Here is a 17,089-nt window from a genome sequence, read left to right on the forward strand (position 1 = left end):
ACTGACAAGCGATGAACAACCCCGAATCAGGCAGCGTCGCGCCAGGCGATTTCGTCGGCGAAGGCGATTTCGACCTTGCTTGCCGGCGAAGGCGGCCGGCCGGGCAGCGGTGGCGCTTTAGATCGGTGGCGGGCACCGGTCGGCGTAGTGACCTCGGCGCTGTGGGTGCTCTCCCCGTCACGTCGGGTGGTGACCCGCCATCCCGGAGCTTCTTTGGCGTAATTGCAGGCTTCGCAGTTGCCGACGCCGTTGAGCTCGCTGGTCTCCCCGCCCACGCCGTGCGGAGTGGCATGGTCGGTATGCCGGATGGGGGCATCGCAGTATGGCGTGCGACATGTGTCATCTCGGAAGGCGATGAACTGCGCGAGGACTTTCGGGAACAAACGAGCTCGCGACTCCATGGCGACCAACGCGCCGGATGACGGATGACGGTACAGCCGACGCAGCGTGGCTTTCGAACGCTCGTCGGTGACGGCTCGGCTCGCCAATCGGCACGCGACCGAGGCAGGAATCGGTCCGTAACCCGGAACGCGTGCGGGAGTCGTGTCACCGCCGAGTAGCGTCTCGTCGGTGATGATTAGGTCGACGGCGACCGGCACCGAAACGTCTGCAGGCTGGCCGGTGATGCGTTCGAAGAGGGTGTCGGCCATGATCTGGCCCCGGCTGCGATCGTCGAAGGTGGTGTCGGCGGCGCGTTTGAGGGCCGCGTAGACGGACACACCCTGGGGCATGGGCAGCAGCGCGGTCACATAGGCCATGGTGTCGGGGGCTGGACGGATCGTCACAGTACGCTCGCGCACGGCGCGTACGGCGCGGTCGACGATCGCTTGTGGATCGAGTTCATTGGCAATGGCTTTGGCGTCGGCGGCGATGCGCTTGTCGCCTTTGCCTTCGAGTTCGGATTGATCCGCGCACATCCGGACATCGAGTTTTCCGCGGTCTTCCACGGTTAAACAGGCGGATTCGCGGACGATCAGGGTGGCACGCCACTCGGAGAGCGCGCCGGCCTCCAGGGCGGCCAGCGTGTGGGGCATCTCGTGCACCAAAGCTCGCGCGAAACCGAGATGACGGCCGCCGCGGTTAGGGGAATCGTTGCGGGCCAGCGCGATTTCGTTGGCCAAGCCGCGACCACGCTTGGCTGCGGGCACGCCCTCGGCGGCCTCGCGGGCGCGGCGCTTTTGGTCCAGTGCCGCGGTCAACCGGGCCTGTCTAGCAGCGGCGACAGACTTGAAGTGCTCGAGTTCGGCGATGCAGTCAACCAGCGTCGCCTCATCGCCATCGGTGTCGATGACTGCCAGTGATTCGAACATATGTGCGAGTCTAGCTGATGCGGGGGACAAATCTCATCACCAGCTCATCTTCATCGGGATGTCGTCGATCAGGTCCACAACGCGCGACAGCATGGCCAGGTTCGGGATGGTGGAGCGGGCATCTCTCATGTGCTCGGAGCACGTCGACCCGTCACCGCCCAATCCGCGCAGGAACGGAAGCATCTTCTGGCCGACGCTGTCGAACATGATGGCCGTTCGTTCGATCGGTGTGAAATACCCCCACCAGAAGGCATCCCATACGCGGTGGACCTTGCTTTTCAGATCTCCGGTGATCACCAGTCAGTACTCATTGCGCGGACCGGAACCCAACTTTATAAATTGAGGCACTGACATTCCGTCACATCGCTGTCGTCGAGCGCTTCCCGAAGCTCAACGCGGGCTGCACAGCCAAGACGGCTCGACCGGCGCATCCCATCCGCGCTTCTCTGCGACTAAGAACTTCCGCCGGATGCGATGGCTCGACAAAGGTTCCCGTCACCACACTCCAGGTATCAGCCGATACCGAACCTGGTCGAGGTATGCGCTGTAACCGGCCAATTGCTGCCGCAGCATCTTCTCCTCGTCGTCGATGCGCGCGACGAGCAGCAGCAGGACGGGCAGGATGGCGGCCAGTCCCCAGTACGAGTCCAGCGCGAGCGGGGTACCGAGCAACATGGTCAGCGTGCCGGCGTACATCGGGTGTCGCACGACGCCGTACAGTCCGGTCGAGACCAGCGACTGACCCGACTCCACGGTGATCGTGGCTGCGGCATAATCGTTTTGGATGATGACGAGCTGAGAAAGCGTCAGACCCGTCCACACCAGCACATTGCCGAGCACCACCACCGCCGTCGGCACTGTCGACCATCCAAAGCGATGGTCCAGTGCGCTGACCACCAGCACGACGACCACCATCAAGACGATCCCCGCGATGAGGACCCTCTGTACCGGTCGGGTTTCTGCGAACGGGCCCGCCCTCATACGCCTGCGCAACGCGTCGGGACGCTTGATGACGAGATAGATGGTTGGTCCCATCGTGCCGACGATGAACACCGCGATGAAAACCCAAGCGTGCCAATAGTCGAACGTCCCGGCCGGCCAGAACAGCGCCGCGGCGAAGAACGCGAATCCGAACGCGGCCGACGCTAATACCTGCAGAGCGGTCTTCATGTCTGCTCCTTTCAGACCACGTCGCGGTGCCGGTACAGCGCACCGGCCACCCACGTCAGGGCGGCGGCGAGTACCGCCAGAAGGACGAGCGTGGCCACCGAATAGTCGATCGGCGCGGTCGTGCGTCCGATCGGAGAGAGGTCGATCAGCCACTGCGGCAACCGCAACAACGGGCCGAGGTACAGCGCGGTGACGACGAACGCTACCGCCAGCCAACCCAGCACGGGCCGCTGCATCGCGACGGCCACCGCCGCCACGGACGCCATCACCCCCAGTGCGGGAACGAAGGCCAGGCCGGCGAGCGTCAGGCGCAGCACCGTGTTTGGTTCGCCGACCGTGAGTCCCGCGCCCAACCCGTTGCCGAGTCCGGCGGCGAACATCAGCACCACCGAACCGAGCACCGCCGATACGACGGCCGTCGTCAGCCAGCGCCATCGCGACACCGCTCCGGCCAGCACGGCTTCCCCCAGGCCGTTGCCCTCGTCGGTGTGAACCCGCAGCGCGGCGGCGACGACGTACGCGCTCGCCGCGGCCGCGAGGAACTGGGTCATCGTGGTGTACACGCCGTCGGTGCCCTGCTGGGCCATCATCAGCCGGATCACGTCGTTGGTCTCGGCCGCGTCGAGCAGGGATTTGGTCATCGACCCGAATGCCAGGCCGCCGAGGAACAATCCGATGGTCCAGCCGACGGTCTGACCTCGCTGCAGCGTCAGGTGCAGACCCAGCACACCCCTGATGGGGCGGGCGTCGGGATGCTCACCGGTGGACGGAATGACACCGGCGTCGTACTGGCGCCTGCCCTCCAGCGCCGCAGCCAGTGCGATGAGGGCGACGGTGAGCGCGATCAGCAGCGCCAACGGCCACCACCGCAGATCGACGAACGCGCGCATCTGTTGGGCCCACGCGATCGGGGAGAACCAACTCAGCGCACTGCCGGAATTGTCGATCACATCGCCGATTCCACGGACCACCGCAGCGACCGCCAGCACGGCCATGGCCGCGCCGGACGCCGTACGCGACTGGCGCCACAACTGCGCGGTCACCGCGGCCACGGAGCCGAAAAGCATGGCCACCCCGGTCACGCCGAGACACATCGCCGCAGTGTCGATGAGCGAGAAGCCGCTCGCGGCCATCGCCAGCGTCATCGTCACGGTGAGCATCACGTTGACCACGCCGACCAGGATCAGTGCCGCTGCGGTTCGCGCATAGCGGCCCACGACCGATGACAGCACCAACTCGGCTGCGCCGCTTTCCTCTTCGGCCCGGGTATGGCGAATCACCGTGAGGATCGCGAGAATCGACGTGGCGACGATCAGCGTCAGCATCATCTCGTTCGCGATCATCGCGCCGAGGTCGGTCTCGTTGCGCCCGAACATGGGTCCGCCCATCATCATTCCCGCGGGCGTCCTCAGCAGATCCACGCGCGTGAGCCGCTGCGCCTCTTCGGGATAGGCCAGCTCCATCGCGGCGGGCGCATAGGCCATCAGCATCGTCAGGACGGCGACCCAGACGCTGAGCCGGAGCCGGTCCCGGCGCAGAGCCAGGCGCAGCAGGTCTGCGGTGCCCGTCCAGGCGTTCGAACGGCCATGCCGTTGCGTGCGCGGCGCGGACACCGTCATCGTCGTCATCGCGCGACCCCCCGATACTCGCGCAGGAACATGTCTTCCAGAGACGCCGGTGTGACGGTCAGGTCGAGGATCCCGAGCTCGGTCAGAATGCCCATCGCGCGGTCAAGATCGTTGCGGTCGACCGAGAAGACGTAGTGCCCGTCGGTGACCGCGAAGTCGTGGACGAACGGCTCGCCCCGAAGGCGCTGGCCGTCGTTGCGGGTGCGTGCGGTCACGGTCGTGCGCATCAGGTGCCGCAGCTCCGCGAGGGTGCCGGCGCGCACGGTGCGACCGGCGCGGATGATCGTGACGCTGTCACACAGCTTTTCGACCTCGGCCAGGATGTGGCTCGACAACAGCACCGCAGCGCCGCGCTGGACGACTTCACCCACGCACTCCTGAAAAGCCTTCTCCATCAACGGATCCAGGCCAGACGTCGGCTCATCGAGGATGTAGAGCTCGGCGGCGGTGGAAAACGCGGCGATGATGGCGACCTTCTGCCGGTTGCCCTTGGAGTAGGTACGGGCCTTCTTGTGCGGGTCGAGTTCGAAGCGCTCGATCAGCTGATCCCGCCGGGCCGTGTCCACGCCGTTGCCGCGCAGCCGGGCCAGGAAGTCGATCGCCTGCAGCCCGGTTAAGTTGGGCCACAACGTCACATCGCCCGGCACATAGGCGATCCGGCGGTGCAGTGCCACCGCATCATGCCAGGGATCGCCGCCGAGCAGCCGCACCGTGCCGCTGTCCGCCCGCAACAGGCCGAGCAACACGCGGATTGTGGTCGACTTGCCCGCGCCGTTCGGGCCGAGAAAGCCGGTGATCTGTCCCGGCGCCACCGTCAAATCCAGTCCGTCGAGCGCCTTGGTCCGTCCGAAAGCCTTTGTCAGTCCGCGAACTTCGACGGCAGGTCCGTTGAAGTCAGCCTGCCGCCGATGGTGCGCTGTCTGAGCCGTCATCGCGATCTCCTTCTTCCCCGGTGGTGAACGGGATGCCTTTCTCGCGCTGGGCGAGGAACGCGTCGTACATGGTCGAGTCGGCCATCAGCCCTTCGGTGTAGAGCTCGAGGGCGGGCAACACCATGTCCTCGCTGTAATCACGCAACACGGCCCGCAGATCGGTGGGATTGTCGTGCAGCTGCAGATACAGCAAGAAGCCGCCTCCGCCGATCATCCCGAGGTACCGGGCCCTTGCGCGGGGGTCACGGCTCGGCTTGAGTACACCCGATCGAACGCCTTCGTCGGTGTACTGCTCGACCTGGTCGATCATGCGACGCCAGAACGACTTCGCCAGCTCGCTGCCGGACTGCATGCTGCGAACCAGGTACGCCATCAACGGCGCATAGGACTCGATCTCGGCCATCTGGGCGAGCCAGGTCGCCGGATCGCTGGTTTGCATCGACTCGGTCTTGGCTTGGCGGATCTCGTCGGCGATGAAGTCGTCGCACGCCTTGCGCAGTCCGTCCTTGGAGCCGAAGTGGTGAATGACCAGCGCGGCCGACACCCCCGCCGCCTCGGCGATGGTTCGGAGGCCGACGTTGAACCCGTGCTGGCCCCACTGGTCGATCGCGGCATCGCGAATCCGGGCGACGGCCGTGAGATCGTTCGAAGCTGAACGCACGTTCAGTAGACTAAACGCACGTTCAGTCGGTGGTCAAGATGCATGAAAGAGCACGCCGAGATCTGCATGAGGGTCGCGATCGCGCGGCGAGCGCGACCACTGTGCAGAACTCGGCGACCGCAGAACTCGGCGACCGCAGAACTCGGCGACCCGAGGGAACAGCGGAGAGATTTCAGTCGCGCGCGGCGGCGAGCAGGCCGTCGCCCAGCGGGATCAACACCGGGGTGAGCCGGTCGTCCTCGGCGATCAGCCGGGTGGCCTCGCGCACGGCCGCCACCTCGGCGTCGTTGGCGGTGGCGTCGCCGGCCCGGCCCCCGAGCGCCGCGCGGTGCAGCACGATCGCCCCGCCCGGGCGCAGCAACCGGACGGCTTCGGCGACGAACTGCGGCTGATCCAGCGGATCGGCGTCGACGAACACCAGGTCGTACGACTCGTCGGCGAGGCGGGTCAGCACTTCTTGGGCGCGCCCGCTGATCAGACGGCTGCGCCCGGGTCCGATCCCGGCCTCGGTGAACGCCTGCTTGGCGATGCGCTGATGCTCGGGTTCGACGTCGATCGTGGTCAGTACGCCGTCTTCGCGCATACCCGACAGCAGCCACAGTCCGCTGACCCCGGCGCCGGTCCCGACCTCCACGACGGCCTTGGCGGAGGTCAGCTTGGCGAACACGCACAGCAGCGCGCCGACCGCGGGGGTGACGGCGCCTGCGCCGATGTCGAGGGCGCGTTCGCGCGCCGCGGCGACGATGGCGTCCTCGGAGATCGACTGCTCGGCGTGCGAGACGATGGAGTCGGCACGGCTGTGCGGTCCGATGACGTCGTCGGTGCCGGCCATGCCCGCAGCGTAGCCAACCGGTGCGGGCCAGCATCGCGACACGCCCGTTCGCGACGACCCGATCATGCGAATTTTCAGCGGGTTCGCGCAGGTCAAAAATGGGTAGGAAAGCTTTCTCAGGAAATGTTCAGTTTGCTCATATGCCAGGCACGGAACGGTCGGAGACGGTATGTCCCATGGAAAACGGCGGACGCTGGCATCCAGGGGACCAACCAGGGAATACCTATGCGGATCTCCGCGTTGCGGGCAGTAACGAACCGCCGCACCGTGATGGCGGCTGTGACCAGGAGGATCTGACGACCACCATCAAGATGGCGCCGACTTCGATGTCCCACCTCGAACAGTTCGCGGATGGGGAATGGGTCGAGCCTTCCGACGAAATGACCGGCACCGCGGTGTTCGACGCCACGGGCGACAAATCGACCATGCCCTCATGGGACGAGCTGGTACGCCAGCACGCCGACCGGGTGTACCGGCTGGCCTACCGTCTGTCGGGTAATCAGCACGACGCCGAGGACCTCACCCAGGAGACGTTCATCCGGGTGTTCCGCTCGCTGCAGAACTATCAGCCCGGCACGTTCGAGGGCTGGCTGCACCGCATCACCACCAACTTGTTCCTCGACATGGTGCGTAGACGCGGCCGCATCCGTATGGAGGCGCTTCCCGAGGACTACGACCGCGTTCCGGCCGACGATCCCAACCCCGAGCAGATCTACCACGACTCGCGGCTCGGTCCTGACCTGCAAGCCGCGCTGGATTCGTTGCCGCCGGAGTTTCGCGCCGCCGTGGTGCTGTGCGACATCGAGGGACTGTCCTACGAGGAGATCGGCGCGACGCTCGACGTCAAGTTGGGCACCGTGCGCAGCCGCATCCACCGCGGGCGGCAGGCGCTCCGCGACTACCTGGCCAACCACGGCGAGACCGGGGTTGGCAACGGCGACGCGGCCAAAACGGCCTGACGTTCGCGGGCATCCGCACAGCGCGCCGCGCTACATTCGAATGGACGCCGTGACACGCAGCGAGAGGAGCGGGGCGATGGTCGACCCGGGACACGTGTTCCGCCGGGCCTTCTCGTGGTTGCCCTCTCAGTTCGCCTCCCAGAGCGACGCGCCCGTCGGGCCGCGAGAGTTCGGCTCCACTGAGCACCTCTCGACCGAGGCCGTCGCCGCCTTCGTCGACGGTGAACTGAGGCTGACCCCGCATCTGCGCGCCGCCCACCACTTATCGCTGTGCCCGCAGTGCGCCGCCGAGGTCGAGGCCCAGCGCCAAGCGCGCGCGGCGTTGCGGGAGTGCCGGCCGGTCGCCATGCCGAGCTCGCTGCTGGGCCTGTTGTCCGAGATCCCGCACCATGCTCCACCGGAGCCGCCCGTCGAGACGCAGCAGTCCCAGTTTGCTGACAGCACACAGCGTTCTCGGCGCAAGCGCCGGTAGGGTAAGTGCGAAGACCAGCAGCGATCCGCGCCGGCATTCGCAGGCGCTTTCACAGAGGGTGATGACCGGGTGACCAATCTCGACCAGACCGGGCGTGAACGCCTGGAACCGCGCCCTGTCTCGCGGCCGCCCGTCGATCCGGCGGCGCAGCGCGCATTCGGCAGGCCCGACGGTGTCGAGGGTTCGTTCGTGGGCCTCGACAAATATCGCGACCAAGGCGAGTTCACGCCGACCAACCAGCCGCCCGACCCGGTGCTGGCCGAGGCGTTCGGCAAGCCCCATCCCGGCGGCGACTCGCTGCAGCGCCATCCCGCCGACGCGGGCGCGCTCGAAGCCGAGCGGGATCAGGACACCGACTTGGCAGCCGACCCGTGGCGGGATCCGTCGGCGCCAGCCGCTCTTGGCGCCCCCGCCGTCCACGAGCCGCCGCGACCCCCGGCGAATGTCCCCACGGGCAAGTTGGGCGTGCGAGACGTGCTGTTCAGCGGCCGGGTGTCCTACGTCGCGCTGGCGATGTTGGCCATCATCGCGTTGGTGATCGGCTTCGCAGGCGGCTGGGTCGGCCGCAAGACCGCCGAGGTGGTCGAGGCGTTCACCACGTCGAAGGTCACGCTCGACACCACCGACAGCGGTCCGCCGCCCGAAGGTCATATCGCCAAAGTCGCTGCCGCCGTAGCTGATTCGGTGGTCACGGTGGAGGCGACCAGCGATCAGGAAGGTTCGCAGGGCTCCGGCGTCGTCATCGACGGACGCGGGTACATCGTCACCAACAACCACGTCATCTCCGAGGCCGCCAACAACCCGAGCAAGTACAAGATGAAGATCGTCTTCAACGACGGCAAAGAGGTGCCCGCCAACCTCGTTGGCCGCGACCCCAAGACCGACCTGGCCGTGCTGAAGGTCGACAACGTCGACAACCTGACCGTGGCGCAGATGGGCGACTCGGACAAGCTACGCGTGGGCGACGAGGTGATCGCCGCGGGCGCCCCGCTGGGTCTGCGCAGCACCGTCACGGCCGGAATCATCAGCGCGCTGCACCGCCCAGTGCCGCTGTCGGGCGACGGTTCCGACACCGACACCGTCATCGACGGTCTGCAGACCGATGCGCCGATCAACCACGGCAACTCCGGCGGCCCCCTGATCGACATGAACGGCAACGTGATCGGCATCAACACCGCCGGTAAGTCGCTGTCGGACAGCGCCAGCGGGCTAGGGTTCGCGATCCCGATCAACGAGGTCAAGACGGTCGTCGACTCGCTCATCCGCGAGGGCAAGATCGCCCACCCGACGCTGGGCCTGACCGCCCGCTCGGTCAGCAACGACATCGCCTCCGGCGCCCAGGTGGCCAACGTGAAGGCCGGCAGCCCCGCGGAAAAGGCGGGAATCCTGGAGAACGACGTCGTGGTCAAGGTCGGGGACCGCACCGTGGCCGACGCCGACGAGTTCGTCGTCGCCGTGCGTCAGCTCAAGATCGGCCAGGACGCACCGATCGAGGTGATGCGCGACGGCCGGCGGGTCACGCTGACCGTCAACCCGGGTCCCGACACCACATAGCCGATGTTCGCCAATATCGGCTGGGGCGAGATGCTGATCCTGGTGATCGCCGGTCTGGTGATCCTGGGACCCGAGCGGCTACCCGGCGCAATCCGGTGGACGACGGGCGCGCTGCGGCAGGCCCGCGACTACATCAGCGGCGCCACCAGTCAACTGCGGGAAGACCTCGGACCGGAGTTCGACGACCTGCGCGAGCCGCTCAGCGAGCTCAACAAGTTGCGCGGTATGACGCCGCGCGCCGCGCTCACCAAACATCTGCTCGACGGCGACGACTCGATCTTCACCGGCAACTTCGACCGCAAGCAGGCCGATAAGCCGATCTCCTCGACGGAGCCGCCTGCGCAGACGGCTCCGCCCGCAGCACCGCAAGCGCCCGCGACGACACCGTTCGACACCGACGCCACATAAAGCGGCGAGAGCTCAGATGAAATAGTCCTCGTCGCCGGTCGGGTATCCGCCGCCGTTGGTGGCGATGTGGACATGGTCGAAGTGGTTAGCGGTTTCGTTGCCGTAGTCGGCCGTCCAACTGGGTGCCCCGACGCCCGGGTAGAAGCCCTGCCGCCAGATCACATGGATCACACCCCAGCGCTCCGCGTTCGCCAACGCGATCCCGGCGATCTGGTTACCGAGCGCGATGCCCGCTTCGCTGCCGTGGTTCGGGATCATCACGTCGATCGCCAGGCCGTTCGGGTGCCACCGCAGCGGGTCTTGGCGGTATCCGCCGATCGTCTTGACTTCGGGGAACAACACGCTGATCGCGCGGGCCACCCGAATCGTGTTGACCTGCAACCCGTTTTCGGGCGTGATACCGGCGGGCAACGCGAACGGGGTCGCTGCCGTGGCGACGGGCGCGCTGGCCGCGAGCAACTCCGCTTCGGTGGGTGTGTTGACCCTGGGGGCGGCCGCAGGCGCATCCTGATGCCCGGCCGCGGGCGGGGCGGAATGCTGTGCCGCGGGTTCGGCGGTCTGAGCGTAGAACAGGGCGACGGACAGCGTGATGGACGCAACGAGCGCCAGCAACTTGCCGCGCCCGTTGGCTAACATCGCCCTACCCACGAACAGCACTGTAACGCCTTGTCGGACAGGGTGTGACGGAGTTCGGGCTCGGACACGCGACCGTTATCGACCGGCCGGGTCCAAACCCAGCGACATGCCCGCCAGTCCGCGTTTGCGGCTCGACAGGGCATCGGCGACGCTGCGCAACTCCTTACCGGCCGCCGAGTCCGGTGCGGAGAGCACCAGCGGGACGCCGGAGTCACCTGCCGTCACCAGTTCGGGGTCCAGCGGCACCTGGCCCAGCAACGGCACGTCGGCGCCGATCGCGCGCGACAACCGCTCAGCGACCTGTTTGCCGCCGCCTTCGCCGAAGATCTGCATGGTGGTGCCGTCGGGCAACGTCAGCCCGGCCATGTTCTCCACCACGCCGACGATGCGCTGACGGGTCTGCAGCGCGATCGCTCCTGCCCGCTCGGCCACCTCGGCGGCGGCCAGTTGGGGCGTCGTGACCACCAGGATCTCCGCGCCCGGAATCAGCTGGGCCACCGAGATCGCGACGTCGCCGGTGCCCGGCGGCAGGTCGAGCAGCAGCACGTCGAGGTCACCCCAGTAGACGTCGGCGAGGAACTGCTGCAGCGCACGGTGCAGCATCGGGCCGCGCCAGACCACCGGGGTGTTGCCCTGGGTGAACATCGCGATGGAGATGACCCGGACGTCGTGGGCGACCGGCGGAACGATCATCGACTCGACCTGGGTGGGCCGGTCCGTGATGCCCATCATGCGGGGAACGGAGTGCCCGTAGATGTCGGCGTCGAGCACTCCGACCGACACGCCACGCGCGGCCATGGCCGCGGCGAGGTTCACCGTGACGCTGGACTTGCCGACGCCACCCTTACCGGAGGCCACCGCGTAGACGCGGGTCAGCGAACCGGGCTGGGCGAACGGGATGACGGGCTCGCGCGAATCACCACGCAGTTGTTTGCGCAGTTCGGTGCGTTGTTCGTCGTTCATCACGTCGAGGGTGACCCGCACGGCACCGGTTCCCGGGACGTCGGCGACGGCCCGGCTGACCTGTTCGGAGATCTCGGTCTTCTTCGGGCACGCGGCGGTGGTCAGGTAGATCTCCACATGGACCGCCCCGTCACGTTCGACGGTGACGTTCTTGACCATGCCGAGCTCGGTGATCGGCCGCCGCAGCTCGGGGTCGATCACCTTGGCCAGCGCGCGACGGATCGCGGTTTCCAGGTCAGCGGGTGAATGAGACATCACCGTCGAGTCTAGGCCGACTCGACGGCGGCGCTTAACCGACGGGTCCCGGCGCCGGACCCGGCTGGGCCGCCGGGCCAGGGGCGGGTGCCGCCGGACCGGGTGCGGATGCTTGAGCCGGGCCTGGCGCGGGTGCCCCGACGGGAGCCGGACCGGGTGCGCCGACGGGAGCCGGTGCGCCGATCGGCGCGGGCCCAGGCTGCGGAGCACCCAGTGGTGCGGGCGGCCCCAACGGCGCCGGTGCGGGCGGAAGCATCGGGTTGGCTATCGGTGGCCCACCGAGTGCCGGCTGCAGCGGTGGCGCCGGGTTGTCCTCGATGCAGAACACCGCGCACTCGGGCCGTTGTGGCTGCATCCACGGCGGTGTCCACGGCGGCGGTTGCGCGGGGGCCTGTGGCGTCGCCGGTGCTTGCGGTGCCGGCCCTGGCAGGGGACCGAGCCGCTGACCAGGAACGAAGCCCGGCATATTGCCCATCCGGCTGGCTACCGAGTCGCGCTCGAGCAACGGCATCAACGCCAACGGATCGCCTTCTGGCAGTCCCAGAGCGTTGAGGGGCAGACCCGGCCCGAGGCCCTGGTACTCCTTCAGATCGGTGAGGTGCACGTTGGCGGGGGTGTCTTCCAACGTCGGGACCGATCCGGTGATCGGAGGCAGATCCATCGGCACGACGCCCGTCGCGTACGCCGCGGCCCAGCCCAGCACATTGCGCGCGTAGGCCACCGAGTTGTTGTAACGCAGGATCGCCGACATGACGTGGTTCGGGTCTCGCAGGTTCAGGTTGCCGCTGCACAGATAGCGGGCGGCGGCCAGTGACGAGTCGAACAGGTTCTGCACTTCGGCCTTGCCGTCGCCGTCGCCGTCGGAGGCGTACCGCGACCAGGTGCCCGGCAGGAACTGCATCGGTCCCATTGCGCGGGCGTAGGTGACGCGGTCGGCCACGCGGCTCTGCACGATGATCTCGTTGCCGGGCAGAGTGCCGTCGAGCGTGGGCCCGAAGATGGGGCGGATGGCCGTGCCACGGGCGTCGGTCGCGCCTCCGTTGGCGTGCATCGACTCGATGCGCCCGATACCGGCCAACAGGTTCCAGCTCAGGCCGCAGCCGGGGTAAGCGGACGCCATGATGCGCTCGGCGTTCCGGTACGCCGACAAGGCCATACCGGGAATACCCAGTGCGCCAGGCGAATTCACCACTGCGGCGGGCGGGGGAGCCGACACCGTCGAGGCGGCGATGTGGAAGGCCATCGGTTCCTTGGCGACGGCGACCACCGATGCGCCCGACCGGGCGCCCGGAGACGGTTCGACAGCGGCCAGTGGCGTCACCGCGGCATCCGAGGTCGGGGTCTGCGGGGACGGCGCCGAGGCGCCGACGCTGCCGGCCAGGATGATCGGGGTGATGATGGCCACGCCGAGGCCGGCGCGCATGCGGTTGGCGGATGCCAGCTTCTGCACGTGAGGGCCCGGGATTCGCCGCAGACGCCCCGTTTGGCGCCGCACGGCCTTGAGGGCGGCGGCTCCTCCCCTTATGTGCACTCAACCGTCCTATGTTTGCGATCGCTTGTGAACCAAGTCACCATACCTACTAGATAACCGCCGCGTTACAGCAATTCGTTAGCCACCTGCACTCGACTTTTTCGGCCGGCGCTCACCCGGGTCGCTCCGGCCAGCTTCGTCGTCGTCCGATCCGCCAGCCGGGTGCTGCAGGGAGGCCAGCATCTCGCGCATCTCGTCGAGTTCTCTGCGCAGGTAGTCGCGGGTGACCACCTCGCCGATCGCCAACCGCAGCGCGGCCAGTTCGCGGGCCAGGTATTCGGTGTCGGCCTTGGTCTGCAGGGCGCGGCGACGGTCTTCGTCCAGTGACACGCGGTCGCGGTTTTCCTGACGGTTCTGCGCCAGCAGGATCAGCGGTGCCGCGTAGGCCGCCTGGGTGGAGAACGCCAGGTTGAGCAGGATGAACGGATACGGGTCCCAGCGCAGCCCGACCGCGAACAGGTTCAACGTGATCCAGACGATCACGAGGATGGTCTGCCAGGCCAAGTAGCGCCCGGTGCCCAGGAACCGGGCGATGTTCTCGCTGACGTTCCCGACCGCCTCGGGATCGACGTTGAACGAGAACCGCCGCCGCGTGGCCAGCGGCGTATCGAGCCGGCTGCGGTCGCTCATGAGGTGCCTTCGGCGCCGGTGAGCTCGGGTTCGGTGGTCTCGCGCCAGTCGTGGGGCAGCAGATGGTCGAGCACGTCGTCGACCGACACGGCGCCCAGCAGGTGGCTCTCCTCGTCGACGACCGGCCCACACAACAGGTTGTAGGCGGCGAAGTAGCGCGTCACCGCGCCCAGCGAGTCGTCGGGGGACAGGTTGGGCAGATCGGTGTCCACGATGCCGCTGACCAGATCGGCAGGCGGCTCGCGCAGCAGGCGCTGCAGGTGCACACAACCCAGGTAGTGACCGGTGGGCGTGGCGGTCGGGGGGCGGGTGACGAACACCAACGAGGCCAACGCCGGGGTGAGGTCCGGGTCGCGGACCCGCGCGAGTGCTTCGGCGACGGTGGTGTCCGGGGCCAGCACGACGGGCTCGGATGTCATCAACCCGCCCGCGGTGTCGGGAGAGTGCGCCAGCAGGCGACGGACATCCTCGGAATCCTCGGGGTCCATGCGACGAAGGAACTGCTCGGCGTCGGTCGGCGTCATCGACCCGAGCAGGTCGGCGGCGTCGTCGGGGTCCATCGCCTCGAGGACGTCGGTGGCGCGGTCGGCCGGCAGCCTCCTGAGCACGTCGAGTTGGTCGTCTTCGGGCAACTCCTGCAGCACGTCGGCCAGCCGCTCGTCGTCGAAGGCGTTGACCAGTTCGTAGCGCCGCTTGGCAGGCAGCTCCCGGATCGCCTCGGCCACCTCGACGGCGCGCTGCCCCTCGAACTGGTCGAGTAGTTGCGCGACGCCCTGGCCGGGCATCGCCAGACCCGACGGTGTCAGGCCCTGAACGTCCTGCCAGTCCACCACGTGCACATTGGCGCGCCTGCCCAAGCGCCGGTGTGGGCGGACTGCGACCTTGGTGACCATCCAGTCGCGGGTGCGCGTCTGCTCGATGCCGAGATCGACGACGATCACATCGACGTTGGCCAGCTGCGGCAGGTCCGGATCGTCGACTCGGACGCGGGTTTCGATCACCTGCCCGAGCACGAGCACCTCACCGGGACGCTGGGCGAACCGGCGCAACGACACACTGCCGGTGGCAAGCGTCACCGCGCCGGGATCGATGGACGTCACCCGCAGAATCGGTACGAAAATCCTTCGCCGCGTGAGCATCTCGACAACCAAGCCGAGTACGCGGGGTTGCTGGCGCACCAGGCTGATGCTGACCACCACATCACGGACACGGCCGATGGATTCGCCGTCGGGGCCCAAGACCACCATCCCCGCGAGACGAGCCGCATAGACCCTGTTGACCGCCGCCATGCATCAAAGGGTAGAGAGTGTGGTTGTGGAAAACCGGTATCGACCCCGCCGAACGGTCCTTTCCGTTCCCGGGAGCAGCGCGAAAATGGTCGAGAAGGCGAAAACCCTGACCGCTGACGAGGTGTTCCTCGATCTCGAGGACGCCGTCGCGCCCGAGGCCAAAGCCGAGGCTCGTACCCGGGTGGCGACCGCTCTGGCGGAGCCGGGGTGGGCCGGTCAGCTGCGCGGTGTGCGGATCAACGACTGGACGACGCCGTGGACCTACGCCGACATCATCGAGGTGGTGGCGACCGCCGGTGCCGCACTCGACATCGTGGTCCTGCCCAAGGTCAGCGACGCCTCCCACATCCAGGCGCTGCACTTGTTGCTGAGCCAACTCGAGGCCACCCACGACCTCCCGGTCGGCCGCATCGGTATCGAGGCGCAGATCGAGAATGCGCAGGGCCTCACCAACATTGACGCGATCGCGGCCGCACCCCGGGTGCAGGCGCTGGTGCTGGGACCCGCCGACATGGCGGCCAGCTTGAACATGCGCACGCTCGAGGTCGGCGAGCAGCCGGAGGGCTACGACGTCGGCGATGCGCACCATCACGTGCTGATGCGCATTCTCGTGGCGGCGCGGACGCACGGCGTGCTCGCGATCGACGGTCCCTATCTGAAGATTCGCGACGTCGACGGCTTCCGCCGCGTCGCCGGCCGTTCCGCGGCGCTCGGATACGACGGCAAATGGGTGCTGCACCCCGACCAGATCGTCGCGGGCAACGAGATTTTCAGTCCCCGGCAGAAGGATTACGACCACGCCGAACTGATTCTCGAGGCCTACGAGTGGCACACCTCGCGCGCAGGCGGGGCAAGGGGCGCGGCCATGTTGGGCGACGAGATGATCGACGAGGCGAGTCGGAAGATGGCCCTGGTGATCGCCGGAAAGGGCCGCGCCGCAGGCATGCAGCGCCAAGGCGAGCCATTCCGTCCGCCGCAGTGACGCTCAGGCCCACAACCCTCCGGTGGCGAGCAGGCTCAGGTAAAGCAGTATGTAGACGACGAAGCCTGCGACCGCCAGCCCGCCGATGATCGTGCCCGCCAACGCAATTCCGAATCCGTCCTGTCCGGTGCGTTTGGTTTCGCGCATCGCCATGACACCGAGGATCACCCCGACGATGCACGTCACGCCGCAGCAGAACACCCCGACGAGCGAGCACACCAACGCGCCGATCGCCATCCCGTTCGTGCCCGCAGGACGGATCGGCCGGTAGGGGTCGTATCCGTAACTGCCGAGCGGGTAGTAGCCCTGATAAGGGTTAGGAGGAGAAGCCGGATAGGGCGGCGGATAACCCGGTGAGGGCGGCGTATCGAGCGGCGGCGGCAGCCCCGCATCGGTGGGGTAATCCACCGGTGCGAACGGGTCGGGCCTGCCGGTGTTCCCGACCCCGTCCTGGTCGCCGCCGCTCACTGGGTCAGGTGCTCAGCATGGCGATGCCGAAGACGATGTTGAGCAGCAGCGTCGCCGCGCCGACGGCAATGCCGGCGATCGCCAATCCGCGGCCGCCCTCGCCTGAGTTCTTGACCTGGTTCAGCGCCACGATGCCCAGCACGATGCCGATCAGCGAGCCGACACCACAGAGGACGCCGATCGCCGAGGCCACCAGCGAGCCGATCGCCAGACCGTTGGTCTTGTCCTGCGGCATGCCGTAACCGTCGGCATACCCGGGTGCGCCGTATCCCGCGTACGAGGGCGGAGCGCCGTAAGGGGAGGGCGCGCCATAGGGCGGCGGCGGTGGATAACCCTGGCCGGTGTTGGCGGGGTCAGGGTAGGGCGGCCGCGGATTGGCGATCGCCGGCATTGCCGTCGGCGCGGCGAC

Annotated in this window: 19 protein-coding genes; 5 read left to right on the forward strand and 14 right to left on the reverse strand. The window is 67.6% G+C overall.

Annotated elements, in window-relative coordinates; genetic code table 11:
• Positions 1–26: 26 nt before the first annotated feature.
• From A5790_RS18865 to A5790_RS18895, 7 genes are all read right to left on the reverse strand, one after another.
• Positions 27–1,310, reverse strand: coding sequence for a DUF222 domain-containing protein (locus tag A5790_RS18865; protein WP_066847554.1), 1,284 nt, complete (start codon positions 1,308–1,310; stop codon positions 27–29).
• Between the two features lie 36 nt (positions 1,311–1,346).
• Positions 1,347–1,607, reverse strand: coding sequence for a hypothetical protein (locus tag A5790_RS18870; RefSeq protein ID WP_064420206.1), 261 nt, complete (start codon positions 1,605–1,607; stop codon positions 1,347–1,349).
• A gap of 198 nt (positions 1,608–1,805) precedes the next feature.
• Positions 1,806–2,480: an isoprenylcysteine carboxylmethyltransferase family protein gene (locus A5790_RS18875; RefSeq protein WP_064396664.1), complete on the reverse strand. Its 675-nt coding sequence runs from the start codon at positions 2,478–2,480 to the stop codon at positions 1,806–1,808.
• 11 nt (positions 2,481–2,491) lie between these two features.
• On the reverse strand, positions 2,492–4,108 hold the full coding sequence (locus tag A5790_RS18880; RefSeq protein WP_064396663.1) for an ABC transporter permease: 1,617 nt from the start codon (positions 4,106–4,108) through the stop codon (positions 2,492–2,494).
• Entirely contained in the window at positions 4,105–5,040 is a 936-nt protein-coding gene (locus tag A5790_RS18885) for an ABC transporter ATP-binding protein (protein WP_064396662.1), read from the reverse strand. Before A5790_RS18885 ends, A5790_RS18880 begins: the two co-directional genes overlap by 4 nt.
• A complete protein-coding gene (locus A5790_RS18890; protein ID WP_064396660.1) occupies positions 5,003–5,701 on the reverse strand; it encodes a TetR/AcrR family transcriptional regulator in 699 nt (232 codons plus the stop codon). Before A5790_RS18890 ends, A5790_RS18885 begins: the two co-directional genes overlap by 38 nt.
• A gap of 172 nt (positions 5,702–5,873) precedes the next feature.
• The gene (locus A5790_RS18895) at positions 5,874–6,533 is read right to left on the reverse strand and encodes an O-methyltransferase (RefSeq protein WP_064396721.1); all 660 of its coding nucleotides are present in this window, start codon (positions 6,531–6,533) and stop codon (positions 5,874–5,876) included.
• A 176-nt stretch (positions 6,534–6,709) separates the two neighbouring features.
• On the opposite strand from A5790_RS18895, the gene sigE reads away from it, so the two are divergent.
• The 4 genes from sigE to tatB all read left to right on the forward strand — a co-directional run bounded on the left by sigE (position 6,710) and on the right by tatB (position 9,926).
• Entirely contained in the window at positions 6,710–7,492 is a 783-nt protein-coding gene (gene sigE / locus A5790_RS18900; protein WP_064396658.1) for an RNA polymerase sigma factor SigE, read from the forward strand.
• Positions 7,493–7,568: 76 nt separating this feature from the next.
• The gene (gene rseA, locus A5790_RS18905) at positions 7,569–7,964 is read left to right on the forward strand and encodes an anti-sigma E factor RseA (protein WP_064396719.1); all 396 of its coding nucleotides are present in this window, start codon (positions 7,569–7,571) and stop codon (positions 7,962–7,964) included.
• Positions 7,965–8,033: 69 nt separating this feature from the next.
• Positions 8,034–9,518, forward strand: coding sequence for a S1C family serine protease (locus A5790_RS18910; RefSeq protein ID WP_066847556.1), 1,485 nt, complete (start codon positions 8,034–8,036; stop codon positions 9,516–9,518).
• A gap of 3 nt (positions 9,519–9,521) precedes the next feature.
• Positions 9,522–9,926, forward strand: coding sequence for a Sec-independent protein translocase protein TatB (gene tatB, locus A5790_RS18915; RefSeq protein WP_064396655.1), 405 nt, complete (start codon positions 9,522–9,524; stop codon positions 9,924–9,926).
• 12 nt (positions 9,927–9,938) lie between these two features.
• Here the strand turns inward: tatB and A5790_RS18920 are convergent, their stop codons facing one another.
• The 5 genes from A5790_RS18920 to A5790_RS18940 form a co-directional block, all read right to left on the reverse strand.
• Positions 9,939–10,562 carry a glycoside hydrolase gene (locus A5790_RS18920; protein ID WP_094289142.1) on the reverse strand — a complete coding sequence of 208 codons (624 nt, stop codon included), beginning with the start codon at positions 10,560–10,562 and terminating at the stop codon, positions 9,939–9,941.
• Between the two features lie 75 nt (positions 10,563–10,637).
• The gene (locus tag A5790_RS18925) at positions 10,638–11,780 is read right to left on the reverse strand and encodes an Mrp/NBP35 family ATP-binding protein (protein ID WP_066847623.1); all 1,143 of its coding nucleotides are present in this window, start codon (positions 11,778–11,780) and stop codon (positions 10,638–10,640) included.
• Positions 11,781–11,814: 34 nt separating this feature from the next.
• On the reverse strand, positions 11,815–13,203 hold the full coding sequence (locus A5790_RS18930; RefSeq protein ID WP_066847626.1) for a lytic transglycosylase domain-containing protein: 1,389 nt from the start codon (positions 13,201–13,203) through the stop codon (positions 11,815–11,817).
• Between the two features lie 186 nt (positions 13,204–13,389).
• Positions 13,390–13,941 (reverse strand): DUF1003 domain-containing protein, encoded by a 552-nt coding sequence (locus A5790_RS18935; RefSeq protein ID WP_064396651.1) that lies wholly within the window; start codon positions 13,939–13,941, stop codon positions 13,390–13,392.
• Complete coding sequence (locus A5790_RS18940) at positions 13,938–15,230, reverse strand: magnesium transporter MgtE N-terminal domain-containing protein (protein ID WP_064396649.1); 1,293 nt, start codon at positions 15,228–15,230, stop codon at positions 13,938–13,940. Before A5790_RS18940 ends, A5790_RS18935 begins: the two co-directional genes overlap by 4 nt.
• Positions 15,231–15,255: 25 nt before the next feature.
• On the opposite strand from A5790_RS18940, the gene A5790_RS18945 reads away from it, so the two are divergent.
• Positions 15,256–16,212 (forward strand): CoA ester lyase, encoded by a 957-nt coding sequence (locus tag A5790_RS18945; protein WP_094289138.1) that lies wholly within the window; start codon positions 15,256–15,258, stop codon positions 16,210–16,212.
• A gap of 3 nt (positions 16,213–16,215) precedes the next feature.
• Here the strand turns inward: A5790_RS18945 and A5790_RS18950 are convergent, their stop codons facing one another.
• Together A5790_RS18950 and A5790_RS18955 are read right to left on the reverse strand one after the other, a co-directional pair.
• Positions 16,216–16,680 carry a DUF4190 domain-containing protein gene (locus tag A5790_RS18950; RefSeq protein WP_082694006.1) on the reverse strand — a complete coding sequence of 155 codons (465 nt, stop codon included), beginning with the start codon at positions 16,678–16,680 and terminating at the stop codon, positions 16,216–16,218.
• A 4-nt stretch (positions 16,681–16,684) separates the two neighbouring features.
• Positions 16,685–17,089 (reverse strand): DUF4190 domain-containing protein (locus A5790_RS18955; RefSeq protein WP_156656451.1); only part of this gene is annotated, 405 nt, incomplete at its 5' end.

It is taken from the genome of Mycobacterium sp. 852002-51152_SCH6134967, assembly GCF_001667105.1.
Taxonomy (GTDB): Bacteria; Actinomycetota; Actinomycetes; order Mycobacteriales; family Mycobacteriaceae; genus Mycobacterium; species Mycobacterium neumannii_A.